At 71.0% G+C, this 14,944-nt stretch carries 9 protein-coding genes; 7 read left to right on the top strand and 2 right to left on the bottom strand.

Going from position 1 to position 14,944, the window contains the following annotated elements:
* Positions 1–353 precede the first annotated feature (353 nt).
* The 7 genes from nirB to BM144_RS18700 all read left to right on the top strand — a co-directional run bounded on the left by nirB (position 354) and on the right by BM144_RS18700 (position 11,525).
* On the top strand, positions 354–2,831 hold the full coding sequence (nirB, locus tag BM144_RS18730) for a nitrite reductase large subunit NirB (protein ID WP_092955878.1): 2,478 nt from the start codon (positions 354–356) through the stop codon (positions 2,829–2,831).
* Positions 2,832–2,896: 65 nt separating this feature from the next.
* On the top strand, positions 2,897–3,289 hold the full coding sequence (gene nirD, locus BM144_RS18725; protein ID WP_092955875.1) for a nitrite reductase small subunit NirD: 393 nt from the start codon (positions 2,897–2,899) through the stop codon (positions 3,287–3,289).
* A 961-nt stretch (positions 3,290–4,250) separates the two neighbouring features.
* Entirely contained in the window at positions 4,251–7,148 is a 2,898-nt protein-coding gene (locus tag BM144_RS18720; protein ID WP_092955872.1) for a nitrate reductase, read from the top strand.
* A gap of 92 nt (positions 7,149–7,240) precedes the next feature.
* Positions 7,241–8,167 carry a DNA-binding protein YbiB gene (gene ybiB / locus BM144_RS18715; RefSeq protein WP_092955869.1) on the top strand — a complete coding sequence of 309 codons (927 nt, stop codon included), beginning with the start codon at positions 7,241–7,243 and terminating at the stop codon, positions 8,165–8,167.
* On the top strand, positions 8,164–9,006 hold the full coding sequence (gene cobA, locus BM144_RS18710) for a uroporphyrinogen-III C-methyltransferase (protein ID WP_092955866.1): 843 nt from the start codon (positions 8,164–8,166) through the stop codon (positions 9,004–9,006). Before ybiB ends, cobA begins: the two co-directional genes overlap by 4 nt.
* Positions 9,007–9,060: 54 nt before the next feature.
* Positions 9,061–9,786, top strand: a complete 726-nt coding sequence (locus BM144_RS18705) for a type IV pili methyl-accepting chemotaxis transducer N-terminal domain-containing protein (protein ID WP_092955863.1) — start codon at positions 9,061–9,063, stop codon at positions 9,784–9,786.
* Positions 9,787–10,070: 284 nt separating this feature from the next.
* Positions 10,071–11,525 (top strand): cellulase family glycosylhydrolase, encoded by a 1,455-nt coding sequence (locus BM144_RS18700; RefSeq protein WP_092955860.1) that lies wholly within the window; start codon positions 10,071–10,073, stop codon positions 11,523–11,525.
* Positions 11,526–11,583: 58 nt separating this feature from the next.
* Here BM144_RS18700 and BM144_RS18695 read toward each other — a convergent pair whose 3' ends face one another.
* Entirely contained in the window at positions 11,584–14,001 is a 2,418-nt protein-coding gene (locus BM144_RS18695; RefSeq protein ID WP_092956107.1) for an ATP-binding protein, read from the bottom strand.
* Between the two features lie 379 nt (positions 14,002–14,380).
* Entirely contained in the window at positions 14,381–14,881 is a 501-nt protein-coding gene (locus tag BM144_RS18690; protein ID WP_092955857.1) for an acyl-CoA thioesterase, read from the bottom strand.
* Positions 14,882–14,944: the final 63 nt, after the last annotated feature.

The raw sequence follows: 14,944 nt of genomic DNA, 5'->3' as shown, positions 1-14,944 counted from the left end.
CGCCACCGATGGCCGTTGCCGCCCGGCACGCGGCCCCTACAGCACCTCGCCCGCCCAGATGCTATTAAATCAATAGCAAACTATTCAATGGATCCGGCGGCATCAGGGCATTTTTTCTTGAAACCGGCAGGCACCACGCACTTGGCACGGGCATTGCAATAGCCCCCGCGTGGCCAAGGCTGGCCACGCGGCCTGCCCTCTTCCAATGGCGGAAACGGGGCTGAAGAGGCCAGGACGAAGGCGTCCCCACCCATGCAGCGGGCCCGCGAAAGCGGCCGGTGCGGGGTGTGGACGCCTTTTTTGTTTGTTGTGTTCTTCGTCCGCGAACGAACCGAACCGCCTGTGGGGTCACGATGAAAAAATCCAGATTGGTGATGGTGGGCAACGGCATGGCCGGTGTGCGCACGCTCGAGGAGCTGCTGAAGATCGCGCCCGATCTGTACGAGATCACCGTCTTCGGCGCCGAGCCGCACCCCAACTACAACCGCATCCTGCTCTCGCCCGTGCTGGCCGGCGAGCAGACGCTGGAGGAGATCGTCCTCAACGACTGGGCGTGGTACGAAGAGAACGGCATCACGCTGCACGCGGGCTGCACGGTGCGCGAGGTGGACCGCACGCGCCGCGTCGTGCGCGGCACCGATGCCCAGGGCCGCACGGTGGAGGCGCCCTACGACCGGCTCATCATCGCCACGGGCTCCAACCCGTTCATCCTGCCGATCCCCGGCAAGGAGCTGCAGGGCGTGCTGGCCTACCGCGACATCGCCGACACGCAGGCCATGATCGACGCGGCCGCCACCTACCGCGACGCGGTGGTGATCGGCGGCGGCCTGCTCGGGCTGGAGGCCGCCAACGGCCTCATGAAGCGCGGCATGCGCGTCACGGTGGTGCACGCGAGCGAGTGGCTCATGGAGCGCCAGCTCGACGACGTGGCCGGCCGCATGCTGCAGAAATCGCTGGTGGAGCGCGGCATGGGCTTTCTGATGAAGGCGCAGACGCAGGAGCTGGTGGGCGATGCCGCCACCGGCCGCGTGGCCGCCGTGCGCTTCAAGGACGGCACCGAGGTGCCCGCGCAGCTCGTGGTGATGGCCGTGGGCATCCGCCCCAGCACGCAGCTCGCCGAGAGCATGCGCTTGCACGTGAACCGCGGCATCGTGGTGAGCGATACGCTGCAGACCGTGACCGACCCGCGCATCTACGCCGTGGGCGAGTGCGCGGCGCACCGCGGCATCGCCTACGGCCTGGTGGCGCCGCTCTTCGAGCAGGGCAAGGTGCTGGCCAACCACCTGGCCGAACACGGCATCGGCCGCTACCAGGGCTCGCTCACCTCCACCAAGCTCAAGGTGACGGGCATCGATCTGTTCTCGGCCGGCAACTTCCAGGGCGGGGAAGGCACGGAGGAGATCGTGATGAGCGACCCATACGCGGCCGGCGGCGGCGTGTACAAGAAGCTCGTCATCCAGGACGACAAGCTCGTGGGCGCCTGCCTCTACGGCGACACGGTGGACGGCAGCTGGTACTTCAAGCTGCTGCGCGACGGCCGCACGGTGGCCGACATCCGCGACAAGCTCATGTTCGGCGAATCGAACATCGGCGATGCGGGCCACCAGGGCCACAGCAAAGCCGCCGCCATGGCGGACACCGACGAGGTCTGCGGCTGCAACGGCGTGACCAAGGGCGCCATCTGCAAGGCGATCAAGGAAAAGGGCCTGTTCACGCTCGACGACGTGAAGAAGCACACCAAGGCCAGCGCGAGCTGCGGCTCGTGCACGGGCCTGGTGGAGCAGATCATCATGTTCACGGCCGGCGGCGACTACTCCGCCACGCCGAAAACGAAGGCCGTGTGCGGCTGCACCGACCACGGCCACCAGGCCGTGCGCGACGCGATCCGCGCCAACAAGCTGCTGTCCATCGGCGACGTGTTCGCCTTCATGGAATGGAAGACGCCCAACGGCTGCGCCACCTGCCGCCCGGCCGTGAACTACTACGTGACCAGCACCTGGCCCAAGGAGGCGAAGGACGACCCGCAGAGCCGCGCCATCAACGAACGCAGCCACGCCAACATCCAGAAGGACGGCACGTACAGCGTGATCCCGCGCATGTGGGGCGGCGAGACCACCGCGGCCGAGCTGCGCCGCATCGCCGACGTGGTGGACAAGTACCAGATCCCCACGGTGAAGGTGACGGGCGGCCAGCGCATCGACCTGCTGGGCGTGAAGAAGGAAGACCTGCAGGCCGTGTGGAAGGACATCGGCATGCCCAGCGGCCACGCCTACGCCAAGGCGCTGCGCACGGTGAAGACCTGCGTGGGCAGCGAGTGGTGCCGCATGGGCACGCAGGACAGCACGCAGATGGGCAAGGACCTGGAGCGCGCGATGTGGCGCATGTACGCGCCGCACAAGGTCAAGTTCGCCGTGAGCGGCTGCCCGCGCAACTGCGCCGAGAGCGGCATCAAGGACGTGGGCATCATCGGCGTGGACTCGGGCTGGGAGATGTACATCGCCGGCAACGGCGGCATCAAGACGGAAGTGGCGCACTTCTTCACCAAGCTGAAAACCGCCGCGGAGGTGCTCGAATACACCGGCGCCTTCTGCGAGCTGTACCGCCAGGAAGGCTGGTACCTGGAGCGCACCGTGCACTACGTGAACCGCGTGGGCCTGGACCACGTGAAGCAGCGCATCCTCGAGGACCACGAGGGCCGCCGGGCGCTGTGGGAGCAACTGCAGTTCGCGCTCGACGGCGAACCCGACCCGTGGTTCGAGTTCGACAAGGCGGCGGTGGACACGCGGCAGTTCGTGCCCGTGATCCCCATCGTGCCGGTGCCCGCCGCGTGAGCGCGCCGCCGCCGCATCCCCTGCCATCCCATCCCCACACACCACACCATCGACAAGAGGCCCCCATGACCCACCAATGGATTTCCATCTGCCGCGTGGACGACATCCCCGTGCTCGGCTCCCGCCGCGTCGCCCGGCCGCGCGGCCTGGACGTGGCCGTCTTCCGCAACGGCGCGGACGAGGTGTTCGCGCTGCTCGACCGCTGCCCGCACAAGGGGGGGCCGCTGTCGCAGGGGATCGTGTTCGGGCGCAGCGTGGCGTGCCCGCTGCACAACTGGAGCATCGGGTTGTGCGATGGCCAGGCCGCGGCGCCGGACGAGGGGTGCACGCCGAAGTTCGCGGTGAAGGTGGAGGGAGGGGAGGTGTTTCTGGATGCCCTGGAGTTGGTGAGGCATGGGGTGGAGGAGGTGAGGCCGGTGGCGGGGCCGGCGCGGCGGTGTGCGCAGGTGGGTGCGTGATCTGCCAGCGGGCAACGGGCTCTGCTCTGCCATGAATGCTGTTTTTGGCTTTTCTTCCCGGGGCCGGGTCTCGGCCCGGCGGCCGAGGACCTTTTCTTTGCTTCGCCAAAGAAAAGGCCCCAAAAGAAAGGCGACCCTGCTGGCTGCGTCCCCCTTCGCCCGGTGGGCGAAGGGGGCAACCTGTGGTGCTCGGTCACGGGGCGCGGCTGCGAAACTCGCTGCGCGCTGGCGCGCTGCGCTCGGACATCGCAGCCAGTCAGACCACGTGGCGGATGTGTCCTTCGGCACATCCGCGCGCCCCGCGCCCTGTGCTCCTCGGCTCATCCAGAAGGGAAGCTGCCGCACACGGGCCATCGCTGCGCTCGACCTGGGATGCGCGAGTGCTGCGCACCGCGCACCATTCGTTGAGAGGGACGTAACGCTCCACCTTGACCGAGCGCAGCGACGGTCCTCCCAGGCCGAGCAACGCGATGGCCCGAGGGTCTTGCGCAGGCCGAGCGAAGCGACGGCCCGGAACGCCCCTTCTGGATGCGCCTGGGGCGCGCAGGGGGCGGGGTGGCGGGTGTGCCGAAGGACACACCCGCTTCAACATCTGGCTCGCCGCGGCTGTTTGAGCGGAGCGCGCCAGCGCGCAGCGAGTTCCGCGGCGCACCCCGCCACCGAGCACCCCAGGTCGCCCCGCAGCGCAGCGAAGGGGTCGCAGACAGCAGGGTCGCCTTTCTTTTGGGTACTTTTCTTTGGCGAAGCAAAGAAAAGTGCCTCGGCCGCCGGGCCGAGACCCGGCCCCGGGAAACAAACAAAAAAACAAAACTCCGCCACAGCGCAGAGCCGCAGAGCCGCAGAGCCGCAGAGCCGCAGCGCCGCAGAGCCCAACGTAACCACCAATCAACTACAAAAAAAATAGCAAACCACCCAATGAATCCGCCGGCATAACCCCCCAAACCACCCCACCCCGCCCGCCATGCACCAAGAAACAAAATCCACCTGCCCCTACTGCGGCACCGGCTGCGGCGTCATCATCGAATCCACCGCCGGCCAGATCACCGGCGTGCGCGGCGACCCCACCCACCCCGCCAACTTCGGCCGCCTCTGCACCAAGGGCTCCACCCTCCACCTCACGGCCGCCCAGCCCGTCACCCTGCAGACCCGCCTCCTCGCTCCCCGGCACCGCCCCGAGCGCGGGGCCGCCCCCCAGCCCATCGGCTGGGACGCCGCGCTGGACACGGCCGCGCGGAAGTTCGCCGCCATCGTCCGGGAGCACGGCCCCGACGCCGTCGGCTTCTACGTCTCCGGCCAGCTCCTCACCGAGGACTACTACGCCTTCAACAAGCTCGCCAAGGGCCTGCTGGGCACCAACAACATCGACACCAACTCGCGCCTGTGCATGAGCAGCGCGGTGGCGGGCTACAAGGCCACGCTGGGCGCCGATGCGCCCCCCGCGTGCTACGAAGACCTGGCGCTGGCGCAGTGCCTGTTCATCACGGGCAGCAACACGGCCTGGGCGCACCCGATCCTGTTCCGCCGCATCGAGGACGCGCGCGCGGCCAACCCGCACCTGAAGATCATCGTGGCCGACCCGCGCCGGACCGAGACGGCCGCGATGGCCGATCTGCACATGCCGATCCTGCCGGGCACCGACGTGATGCTCTGCCACGGCATGCTCCACCTGATGCTGTGGGAGGGCTGGGTGGATGCGGCCTACATCGCCGCGCACACCACGGGCTTCGAGGCGCTCAAGGCGCTGGTGCGCGACTGCACGCCCGCGCGCGTGGCGCAGACCTGCGGCATCACCGAGGCACAGCTCGCCACAGCCGCGCGCTGGTTCGCACTGGGCGGGGACAGCGGCAGCACGCCCGCGCGGCGTGCCCCCACGCTGAGCCTGTACTGCCAGGGCCTCAACCAGAGCACGAGCGGCACCGACAAGAACGCCGCGCTCATCCACCTGCACCTGGCCTGCGGGCAGATCGGGCGGCCGGGCGCGGGGCCGTTCTCGCTCACCGGGCAGCCCAACGCGATGGGCGGGCGCGAGGTGGGCGGGCTGGCCAACCTGCTCTCCGCGCACCGCGACCTCGCCAACCCCGCGCACCGCGCCGAGGTGGCCGCGCTCTGGGGCGTGCCCGAGGTGCCGGCCACCCCCGGCAAGACGGCCGTGGAGATGTTTCAGGCCGCGGCCGACGGCGAGATCCGCGCGCTCTGGATCGCCTGCACCAACCCCGCGCAGAGCCTGCCCGACCAGGCCACCGTGCGCCGGGCGCTGGAGCGTGCCGAGTTCGTCGTGGTGCAGGAGGCCTTCGCCACCACGGCCACCTGCGCGTATGCCGACCTGCTGCTGCCCGCCACCACCTGGGGCGAGAAGACCGGCACCGTCACCAACAGCGAACGCCGCATCTCGCGCGTGCGCCCGGCCGTGCCCGCGCCCGGCGAGGCGCGGCACGACTGGGCCATCGCCACGCAGTTCGCCCGGCGGCTCGAAGCGCTGCTGCGCCCCGGCCGCCCCACCCTCTTCCCCTACGACACCGACCGGCCCGAGGCCGGCGCCGAGGCGCTCTGGAACGAGCACCGCGAAAGCACGCGCGGGCGCGACCTGGACATCACCGGCCTCTCGTGGGCGCTGATCGACGCGCAGGGGCCGCAGCACTGGCCCTTTCCCGAAGGCGCGGCCGAGGGGCGCGCGCGCCTGTACGAGGACGGCGTCTTCCCCACGCCCGACGGCCGCGCGCGCTTCACCGCCGCGCCCTGGCGGCCGGTGGCCGAGCCGCGCAGCGCGCGCTACCCGTTCAGCCTCACCACGGGCCGGCTGCGCGACCAGTGGCACGGCATGAGCCGCACGGGCACGCTGGGGCGCCTGTCCGCCCACGCGCCGGAGCCCTGCGTGCAGTTGCACCCGCAGGACATGGAGCGCCGCCAGCTCGCCGAGGGCGACCTCGTGCACGTGACCAGCCCGCGCGGCTCGGTGATCGTGCCGGTGCAGGCCAGCGCCGACGTGGGCCTCGCCCAGGCCTTCATGGCCATGCACTGGGGCAGCGAGACGCTGGGCGGGCGCAGCAGCACGGGCGGCGCGGCGCTGGGCGTGAACGCGCTCACCACGCCGGCCTTCTGCCCCACATCGAAACAGCCCGAGCTGAAGCACACGCCCGTCAAGATCCTGAAGGCCGAGCTGCCCTGGCGCCTGCTGGGCATGGCGTGGCTGCCGGCCGGCGAGGCGCTCGCCGCGCGCGAGGGGCTGGCCGCGCTGATGGGCGAATTCCCGTTCGCGGCCTGCGTGCCGTTCAGCAACAACGCGCCGCTCTCTGAGCCCGGGCGCGAGCGCCACGGCGTGCTGCTGCGCGCCGCGGGCCACGAAGCCCCGCCCGACGCGCTGCTCGCGCGCATCGAGGCGCTGCTGGGCCTGGCCGGCGCCGAGACGCTGCGCTATGCCGACCGCCGCCGCGGCCAGCTCCGCGCGCTGCGGCTGGAGCGCACGGCGGCCACCGCCGCCCACCCCGCGGGCGACCTGCGCCTGGGCGCGCTGCTGCTGGGCGGCGACACCCGCGCCGAGGCCTGGCTGCGCACCCTGCTGCAGGAAGAGCAGTCCGCCCAGGGCTACGGGCGCCTGCTGCTGCTGCCCGGCGCCCAGGCCCCGTCCGGCGCGCTGGCCGTGCAGTCGCGCGGCAAGCCGGTGTGCACCTGCATGAACGTGACCGATGCCGCCATCCGCGCACAGCTCGGGCGCTGCCATGGCGCCGAGGCCGACCGGCTCGGGCAGCTCCAGGCGGCCCTGGGCTGCGGCACGCAGTGCGGATCGTGCGTGCCCGAACTCCGCCGCATGGTGCGCGCCACCGCCCCTGGCGCTACCGTGCCCGCAGAGGCCGCCATATAACCCAAAGTTCTCTGAAGTACGGGAGAATGCGCGTCCCCGCGGGGCGCACGCCCCCCTTTTTTCCCCCACGATCCGACCTCTTCTCCGCTCCCATGGGCAGCATCAGCCATTACCTCAAGGACCTCGGCCGCGGCGCGCGCGGCGCGCGGGCCATCGGCCGCGAACAGGCCGCCGACCTCTTCGGCCAGGTGCTCGACGGCCAGGTCACCGACTACGAAGTGGGCGCCTTCTGCATCGCCATGCGCATCAAGGGCGAGACCGCCGACGAGATGTGCGGCTTCCTGGACGCCACCCACGCGCGCCTGATGCCCATCGCGCCCGGCACGCGCCCCACGGTCGTGCTGCCCAGCTACAACGGCGCGCGCAAGCTGCCCGTGCTCACGCCGCTGCTCGCGCTGCTGTTGGCGCGCGAGGGCCTGCCCGTGCTGCTGCACGGCATGCGCACCGAGGCGCGCCGCGTCCTGGCGAGCGACGTGCTGCAGGCGCTGGGCATCGCGCCCGCGTTCTCCCCCGACCCCATCGCGCCCGGCAGCGTGGCGCACATCCACACGGGCCTGCTGTGCCCGGGCCTCGCCCGCCTGCTGGCCGTGCGCGAGGTGGTGGGCCTGCGCAACCCGGGCCACAGCGTGGTCAAGCTCATGAACCCGGTGCGCGGCCCCTCGCTGCTGGTCACCGCCTACACCCACCCCGAATACGTGGAGATGCTGCACGCCACCTTCGCCGCGCGCGGCATGGACGTGCTGCTCTCGCGCGGGCTTGAGGGCGAGGTAGCCGCCGACCCGCGCCGCACGCCCCGTTACGACGCCTTCGTGCAGGGCGCGCACCATGTGTGGGACGAGCAGCAGCCCGGCACCGCCAGCGAAGTGCCCGGCCTGCCGGCCGAGATCGATATCGAGGCCACCGCGCGCTACACGCAGCGCGTGCTCGCGGGCGAGCTGCCCGTGCCCGCGCCGCTCTCCCGTCAGGTGGAACACATCTTGCGTCTCGCCGGCCAGATCCCAATGGAGACAACCCCATGACCCGCATTCCCACGACCCCGCCGCCCACCGATGCCCCCGCCCTGCCGCGCGGCACCTGCACGCTCGTGGGTGCCGGCCCCGGCGATCCGGAGCTGCTCACCATCAAGGCGCTGAAGGCCATCCAGTCGGCCACGGTGCTGCTGGTGGACGACCTCGTGAGCGACGAGATCGTGGCCCTGGCCGCGCCCGGCGCGCGCGTGGTTCACGTGGGCAAGCGCGGCGGCTGCAAGAGCACGCCGCAGGCCTTCATCGAAAAGCTCATGGTGATGGCCGTGAACGAGGGCGAGAACGTGGTGCGCCTGAAGGGCGGCGACCCGTTCATCTTCGGGCGTGGCGGCGAAGAGGTCGAGCACCTGCGCGCCGCTGGCATCGCCGTCACCGTGGTCAACGGCATCACCGCGGGCCTGGCCGGCATGACGCTGCTGGGCACGCCGCTCACGCACCGCGAGCACGCGCACGGCGTGGTCTTCGTCACCGGCCATGCCAAGCCCGGCGACGGCGGCGTGGACTGGCGCCAGCTCGCCGCCACGGCGCGCGCCGCGCGCCTCACCCTGGTGATCTACATGGGCGTGAGCAGCGCCGCGCACATCCAGCAGGAGCTGCTCACCGGCCTGCCCGCCTGCACGCCCGTGGTGGTGATCCAGCACGTGAGCCTGCCCTGCCAGCGCCATGCGCTCACCACGCTGGGCGAGCTGCACGCCACCATCGAGCGCGAGCAGCTCGGCAGCCCTTCGGTCATCGTCGTGGGCGACGTGGCCGCCGGCGTGGAAGCCGCGGCCGGCAACGGCCTGGGCCAGCCCGTGCCGCTCGTGCCCCCGCCGCTGCGGCACGCCGGCTGACCGGGAGGCCGCGGCCCGCGCAACGCTTTCTCCACGCTGCCCCACGAGGTGCCCATGGCCGCCCTTCCGATCCCCTCGCCGCACACAGCGCCGGCACGGCACGCGCCGCTGCCGGGCACCGCGCCCCGGACCGGCGGCGCCGGTGCCGGCGGCGAAGACATCTCGCTCGTGAACCTCGCGGCACGCCAGCGCATGCTCTCGCAGCGCATCGTGCTGCAGACGGTGCTGGCCGTGCAGGGCCAAGCCGGCCAGGCGCAGGCCGCGCGCAAGACCCTGCAGCTCTTCGAGGCCAGCCAGGCGCGCCTGGTGCAGACGCCGCAGCACCTCGACGCGGGCCCGGCACGCGCCGTGCAGGCCGTCTACCAGGGCCCGCGCGGCGTGGGCGCCACCATCGACGCCTTCGCGCGGCAGGCCCGCGCGGCGCTCGATGCGGCCGACCAGGGCAGCGCCCGCGCCGCCGATGCGCTGGTCCCGCTCGTGGCCGCCACCGATGGCGTGTTGGAGGCGCTCAACGCCGCCACCACTGTCTTCGACCAGATCCATCGGCAGCAGTCCGACGCGATGATGCGCGAGCTGTCGGGCATCGTCGAATCCATCCAGACGGTCGCGCGCGAGGCCAAGGTGGTGAGCTTCAACGCCCAGGTCATGGCCGCGCGCGCCGCCGCGCACGGCCGCGAATTCGCGGTGGTGGCGAACGTGCTCTCGGGCATCACGACCGAGATCGACCGGCTCTCGCTGCAGGCCGTCTCGCTCGCCGGGCGCGGGCGGCAGGCCGCCTAGGCAAAAACGCGGAGAACCGCCCCGGTACGGATGCGGCACGGCAGGAATGCACGCGCCGCGGAGCGGTTGCCCGGTGGGCCACGCCTGCCGGCCTCGGCCTCCGAACATGCGTTTACAACCGCGCGGAATCGATACACCGCGCCCCACCTTCGGAAACCTATGATCCGCTCGGCCGTGCGCAGGGAAGGCACGGCCTCGCGCCGCGGGGGCGCCCGTGCCTGCGCGGTATCCACCCATGCTTTGTCATTGCATTGACACAGCGAACCCAAGGAGGGAGACGGACCATGGCAAACATCCGATCCGTATGGAGAAAACTCGCGCTCGCAGGCTGCCTGCTCGCATCCGGCAACATGGCCTGGAGCTATGGCATCGACAACGGCCAGGTGGTGAACGGCGCCGGCCAGCCGGTGCAACTGCGCGGCGTGAACTGGTTCGGCTTCGAGACCGGCAACCACGTGGTGCACGGCCTCTGGGCCCGCAACTGGAAGGACATGATCGGCCAGATGCAGCAGCAGGGCTTCAACGCCGTGCGCCTGCCCTTCTGCCCGCAGAGCCTGCGCGGCACCGCCCCGAACAGCATCGACTACGGGCGCAACCCCGACCTGCAGGGCCTGGGCTCGCAGCAGATCCTCGACAAGGTGGTGCAGGAGATCAGCGACCGCGGCATGTACGTGCTGCTGGACCACCACACGCCCGACTGCCAGAGCATCAGCGAACTCTGGTACACGCAGAGCTACAGCGAACAGCAGTGGATCGCCGATCTGGTGTTCGCGGCCGACCGTTACAAGGGCGTGCCCGGCGTGATCGGCATCGACCTCAAGAACGAGCCCCACGGCGCCGCCACCTGGGGCACCGGCAACAACGCCACCGACTGGAACCGCGCGGCCGAGCGCGCCGCCGCCGCCGTGCTGCAGGCCGCGCCGCAGTGGATCGTCGCGGTGGAGGGCATCGGCGAGAACCCGGGCTGCTCCAGCAGCGGCGGGCACTTCTGGGGCAGCAACCTGGAGCCGATGGCCTGCACGCCGCTGAACATCCCCGCCAACCGCCTGCTGCTGGCCCCGCACACCTACGGGCCCGACGTGTTCGTGCAGTCGTACTTCAACGCGGCCGACTTCCCGGCCAACATGCCGGCCATCTGGGAGCAGCACTTCGGCCGCTTCGTGCAGGAAGGCTACGCTGTGCTGCTGGGCGAATTCGGCGGCAAGTACGGCCGCGGCGACGCACGCGACGTGCAATGGCAGAACGCGCTCGTGAACTACCTCGTCGGCAAGGGCATCCGCAGCGGCTTCTACTGGTCGTGGAACCCCAACAGCGGCGACACCGGCGGCATCCTGGAAGACGACTGGAACACCGTGCGCACCGACAAGGTGCAGTTGCTGAACCAGCTGTGGGGCAGCGGCGGCACCACGCCGACACCCACTCCCACGCCAACCCCCACTCCGACTCCGACTCCGACTCCCACGCCCACGCCCACGCCCACGCCCGGCGCGAGCTTCAGCGTGAACCGCATCACCGACAGCGACTGGGGCGCGGGCTACTGCCAGCGCGTGCAGGTCACCAACGGCGGCGGCAGCAGCGGGAACTGGTCGGTGTCGCTGGCCGTGGAAGGCACCATCAACAACCTCTGGAATGCGGTGTGGACACAATCGGCCAGCACGCTGCAGGCGAGCGGCGTGGACTGGAACCGCACGCTCGCGCCCGGTGGCACGGCGGAGTTCGGCTTCTGCGGCGTGCGCTGAGCGCGCCCGCCGGGCGGGGCATGCAGGGGTGCAGCCCCGCGCCCGCCGCGGCGAAGGCTCAGCGGGCGCCGATCAGGCCCTGGATGCGGGCGGCCAGCATGTCCATCGCGAAGGGCTTGGTCAGCACCTCCATGCCCGGCTCCAGGTGGCCGTCGCCCATCACGCTGCCCTCGGCATAGCCCGTGATGAAGAGCACCTTCAGGCCCGGGCGCAGGTGCCTGCCGGCATCCGCCATCTGCCGGCCGTTCATGCCCCCGGGCAGTCCCACGTCGGTGACGAGCAGGTCGATGCGCACGCCCGACTGCAGAACCTTCAGGCCCTCCATGCTGTCCGCCGCCTCGATCGCGGTGTAGCCCAGGTCTTCCAGCACCTCGACCACCAGCATGCGCACGGAGGGCTCGTCGTCCACGACCAGCACCGTCTCGCCCGGAGCGGCGCGCTGCGCCGCGGCGGAGTCCGCGGTAGCGAGATCGCGGTCGGCCTCGCCATCGTGGCGCGGCAGGTAGAGCCAGACAGTGGTGCCCCGGCCCACTTCCGATTCGATGCGCACCTGGCCGCCCGACTGCTGCACGAAGCCGTGGATCATCGACAGCCCCAGCCCCGTGCCCTGCCCGATGGGCTTGGTGGTGAAGAAAGGCTCGAACACGCGCGCGATCACGTCGGGCGGCATGCCCGTGCCGGTATCGGTCACGCACAGGGCGAGGTACGGGCCGTGCGGAATGCCCAGGCCGCTGGCCGCCAGCCGGTCCAGCCATTCGTTGGACGTGGCGATGGTGATGCGGCCTCCGTCCGGCATGGCGTCGCGCGCGTTGAGGCAGAGGTTCAGCAGCGCGTTCTCCAGCTGGCTGGCATCGATCAGCGCCGGCCAGAGCCCGTCGGAGCCGGCCACCTCGAACGCGATTGCCGGCCCGATGGAGCGCCGGATCAGCTCTTCCATGCCCACGATCAGCCGGTTCACGTCGGTGGGCCGTGGCGTGAGCGTCTGCCGGCGGGAGAACGCCAGCAGGCGGTGCGTGAGCGCGGCGGCGCGCCGCGTCGCGCCCTGGGCCACGCCCATGTAGCGCTCCAGCTCGCCGAACTGGCCCCGCTTCATCTTGACCTGCATGAGCTGCAGCGATCCGGAAATGCCGGCCAGCAGGTTGTTGAAGTCGTGCGCGAGTCCGCCCGTCAACTGCCCCACCGCTTCCATCTTCTGCGACTGGCGCAATTGCTCCTCGGCGCGCATCAGCTCGGCCGTGCGCTCGGCCACGCGCAGCTCCAGCGTCTCGTTGAGGGCGCGCAGTTCGGCAGCGTTGCGGTCGCGTTCCTCGGCCACGGCGCGCCGCTCCTCCACGTCGATCAGCACCCCCGGGAACCGCGTGGGCGTGCCGTCCTCGGCATGGTCCACGCGTCCGTTGGCCTCGATCCAGTAATAGCGGCCATCGGCACGGCGCACGCGGTACTGGTGGGCATAGGGCCCACCGCGTCCGACGACCTCGTTGATCGCGGCCAGCAGCCCGGCCCGGTCGTCCGGGTGCACCGTCGCGATCACCTGCTCCAGGCTCAGGCCCTCGCGGCCCAGCGCCGGGTCGAGCCCGAACGCGTTGGCGAAACCCTGATCCACCGTGAACCGGTCGGTGGGCAGGTGCCAGTGCCAGGTGCCGATGATCGCGCCGGCCGCCAGCGCCAGTTGCACGCGCTCCACGTTCTCGCGGGCGATCGCCTCGCTCGCGCGCAGGCGCTCCTGCGCGTTGCGGCGCGCGGTGACGTCGTTGAAGAAGATGGCGATCTGCCGCTCGTGCGGCTCGCCGACACGGATCGCGCGCACGTCGAACCAGCGCTCGAACGCCTTCGCATAGCTCTCGAAGACGGCGGGCTCGCCGGTCCAGGCCACGTGCCCGTAGGTGTCGAACCAGAACTGCTCCAGGTCCGGCGCGAACTCGGTCACCCACTTGCCCTGCAGGTCCACGCCGGCCTGGCGCTCGAAGGCCGGGTTGGCCTCGATGAAACGGTAGTCCACCGGGCGGTCGGCGGCGTCGAACTTCACTTCGACGATGGCAAAGGCTGTCTCCACGGTTTCCAGCAGCGTCTTGAAGCGGTCCTGGCTTTCGCGAAAGCGCGGGCCGGCCTCCGCCTGGGGCGCCCGCTCGCGCACGATCCGCAGGTCACCCAGGTACGCGCCGCCGTCATCGCGCAGCGGCATCAGGTCCACCGAGGCCTGCAGCAGGCTGCCATCCCTGCGCAGCAATGTGCGGTCGCCGCGCAGGCTCCCGTGGGCCAGCGCCGCGCGCACGTCCTCGTGGGGGCGCCCCGCGGCACGGTCATCGGGCGTGAAGAGGCTTTCGACCGAGGCGCCCACGATCTCTTCGCTGCGCCAGGCCAGGAGCCTTTCGGCCCCGGCATTCCAGCGGGTGACGGTACCGTGCGGATCGGTGGCGATCGCCGCGAAGTCGATGGCTTGGTCCATGGCCTGCTGGAGGGAGGAGCGTGCAGTCATGGCGTCGGGGCGGGCCTTTGCGAACGGGGTGGGATGCGTGCGGCCGGGCGCGGCCGGAAAGCCTGGCGCATCGTACGGCCGGAGCACGCCGCGCATTATCGGTGACGGCCGGCTGCCGCGAGGCGCCAAAGCCATTCGCGGTGCAGGCGAGGCCGGCTCACCGCGCTCGATCGCGGCGTCCCAGCCCAGTTCGCCGGAAATGCGGGCTTCCTTGCCCGGCCACGCGCCGGCCCCGGCATCCTTCAGCGCGCCCTCCAGCAGGCTCGGGGGGCCCAGGCGGCGGGATTTGCCGCTGCCGGGGTCGAGCCCTTCCGGCTCCGCGTGCAGGCCGAGAGCAACGTGCCCGCAGGGCCGAAACCCGAAGCCCGGCGGCGCCGGGTCAGCCGTGCACCAGCGCCGCCTCGCGCTGGATCTGCGCGAAGCGCTCGGCCTGCTCCTTGCGCAGGCTCTTGCGCAGCAGCGCGGCCTCCCAGCGGCGGCGCTCGTCGGGCGTGGAGGGAGACAGCGTCGGCACGGGCGTGGGCTTGCGGGCCTCGTCCACCGCCACCATCGAGAAGAAGCAACTGTTCACGTGGCGCACGATCTGCGTGCGGATCTCCTCGGCCACCACCTTGATGCCGACTTCCATCGACGAAGTGCCGGTGTGGTTCACGCTGGCAAGGAAGGTGACCAGCTCGCCCACGTGGATGGGCTGCAGGAAGGTGACCTGGTCCACGCTCAGCGTGACCACGTAGCTGCCCGAATAGCGGGCGGCGCACGAATACGCCACCTGGTCGAGCAGCTTGAGGATCGCGCCCCCGTGCACATTGCCGGAGAAGTTGGCCATGTCCGGGGACATGAGCACGGTCATGCTGAGCTGGTGCGCGGGGAGGGGCGTCATATGCGGCGGCATTCTAGGGCCTGATTCCATGGCGCGCGCAGGCCGTGCGCGCCACGCCGCGCA

Origin of the sequence: Paracidovorax konjaci (genome assembly GCF_900112675.1) — a bacterium.
Lineage (GTDB): Bacteria > Pseudomonadota > Gammaproteobacteria > Burkholderiales > Burkholderiaceae_C > Paracidovorax > Paracidovorax konjaci.
This window is presented reverse-complemented; position numbering and strand designations above follow the sequence as displayed.

Bases quoted from the DNA above. Each gene is read 5' to 3' on its own strand.
- BM144_RS18700 (WP_092955860.1), top strand. From the start codon at position 10,071: ATGGCAAACATCCGATCCGTATGGAGAAAACTCGCGCTCGCAGGCTGC.
- BM144_RS18720 (WP_092955872.1), top strand. From the start codon at position 4,251: ATGCACCAAGAAACAAAATCCACCTGCCCCTACTGCGGCACCGGCTGC.
- nirB (WP_092955878.1), top strand. From the start codon at position 354: ATGAAAAAATCCAGATTGGTGATGGTGGGCAACGGCATGGCCGGTGTG.
- cobA (WP_092955866.1), top strand. From the start codon at position 8,164: ATGACCCGCATTCCCACGACCCCGCCGCCCACCGATGCCCCCGCCCTG.
- nirD (WP_092955875.1), top strand. From the start codon at position 2,897: ATGACCCACCAATGGATTTCCATCTGCCGCGTGGACGACATCCCCGTG.
- BM144_RS18695 (WP_092956107.1), bottom strand. From the start codon at position 14,001: ATGACTGCACGCTCCTCCCTCCAGCAGGCCATGGACCAAGCCATCGAC.
- ybiB (WP_092955869.1), top strand. From the start codon at position 7,241: ATGGGCAGCATCAGCCATTACCTCAAGGACCTCGGCCGCGGCGCGCGC.
- BM144_RS18705 (WP_092955863.1), top strand. From the start codon at position 9,061: ATGGCCGCCCTTCCGATCCCCTCGCCGCACACAGCGCCGGCACGGCAC.
- BM144_RS18690 (WP_092955857.1), bottom strand. From the start codon at position 14,881: ATGACGCCCCTCCCCGCGCACCAGCTCAGCATGACCGTGCTCATGTCC.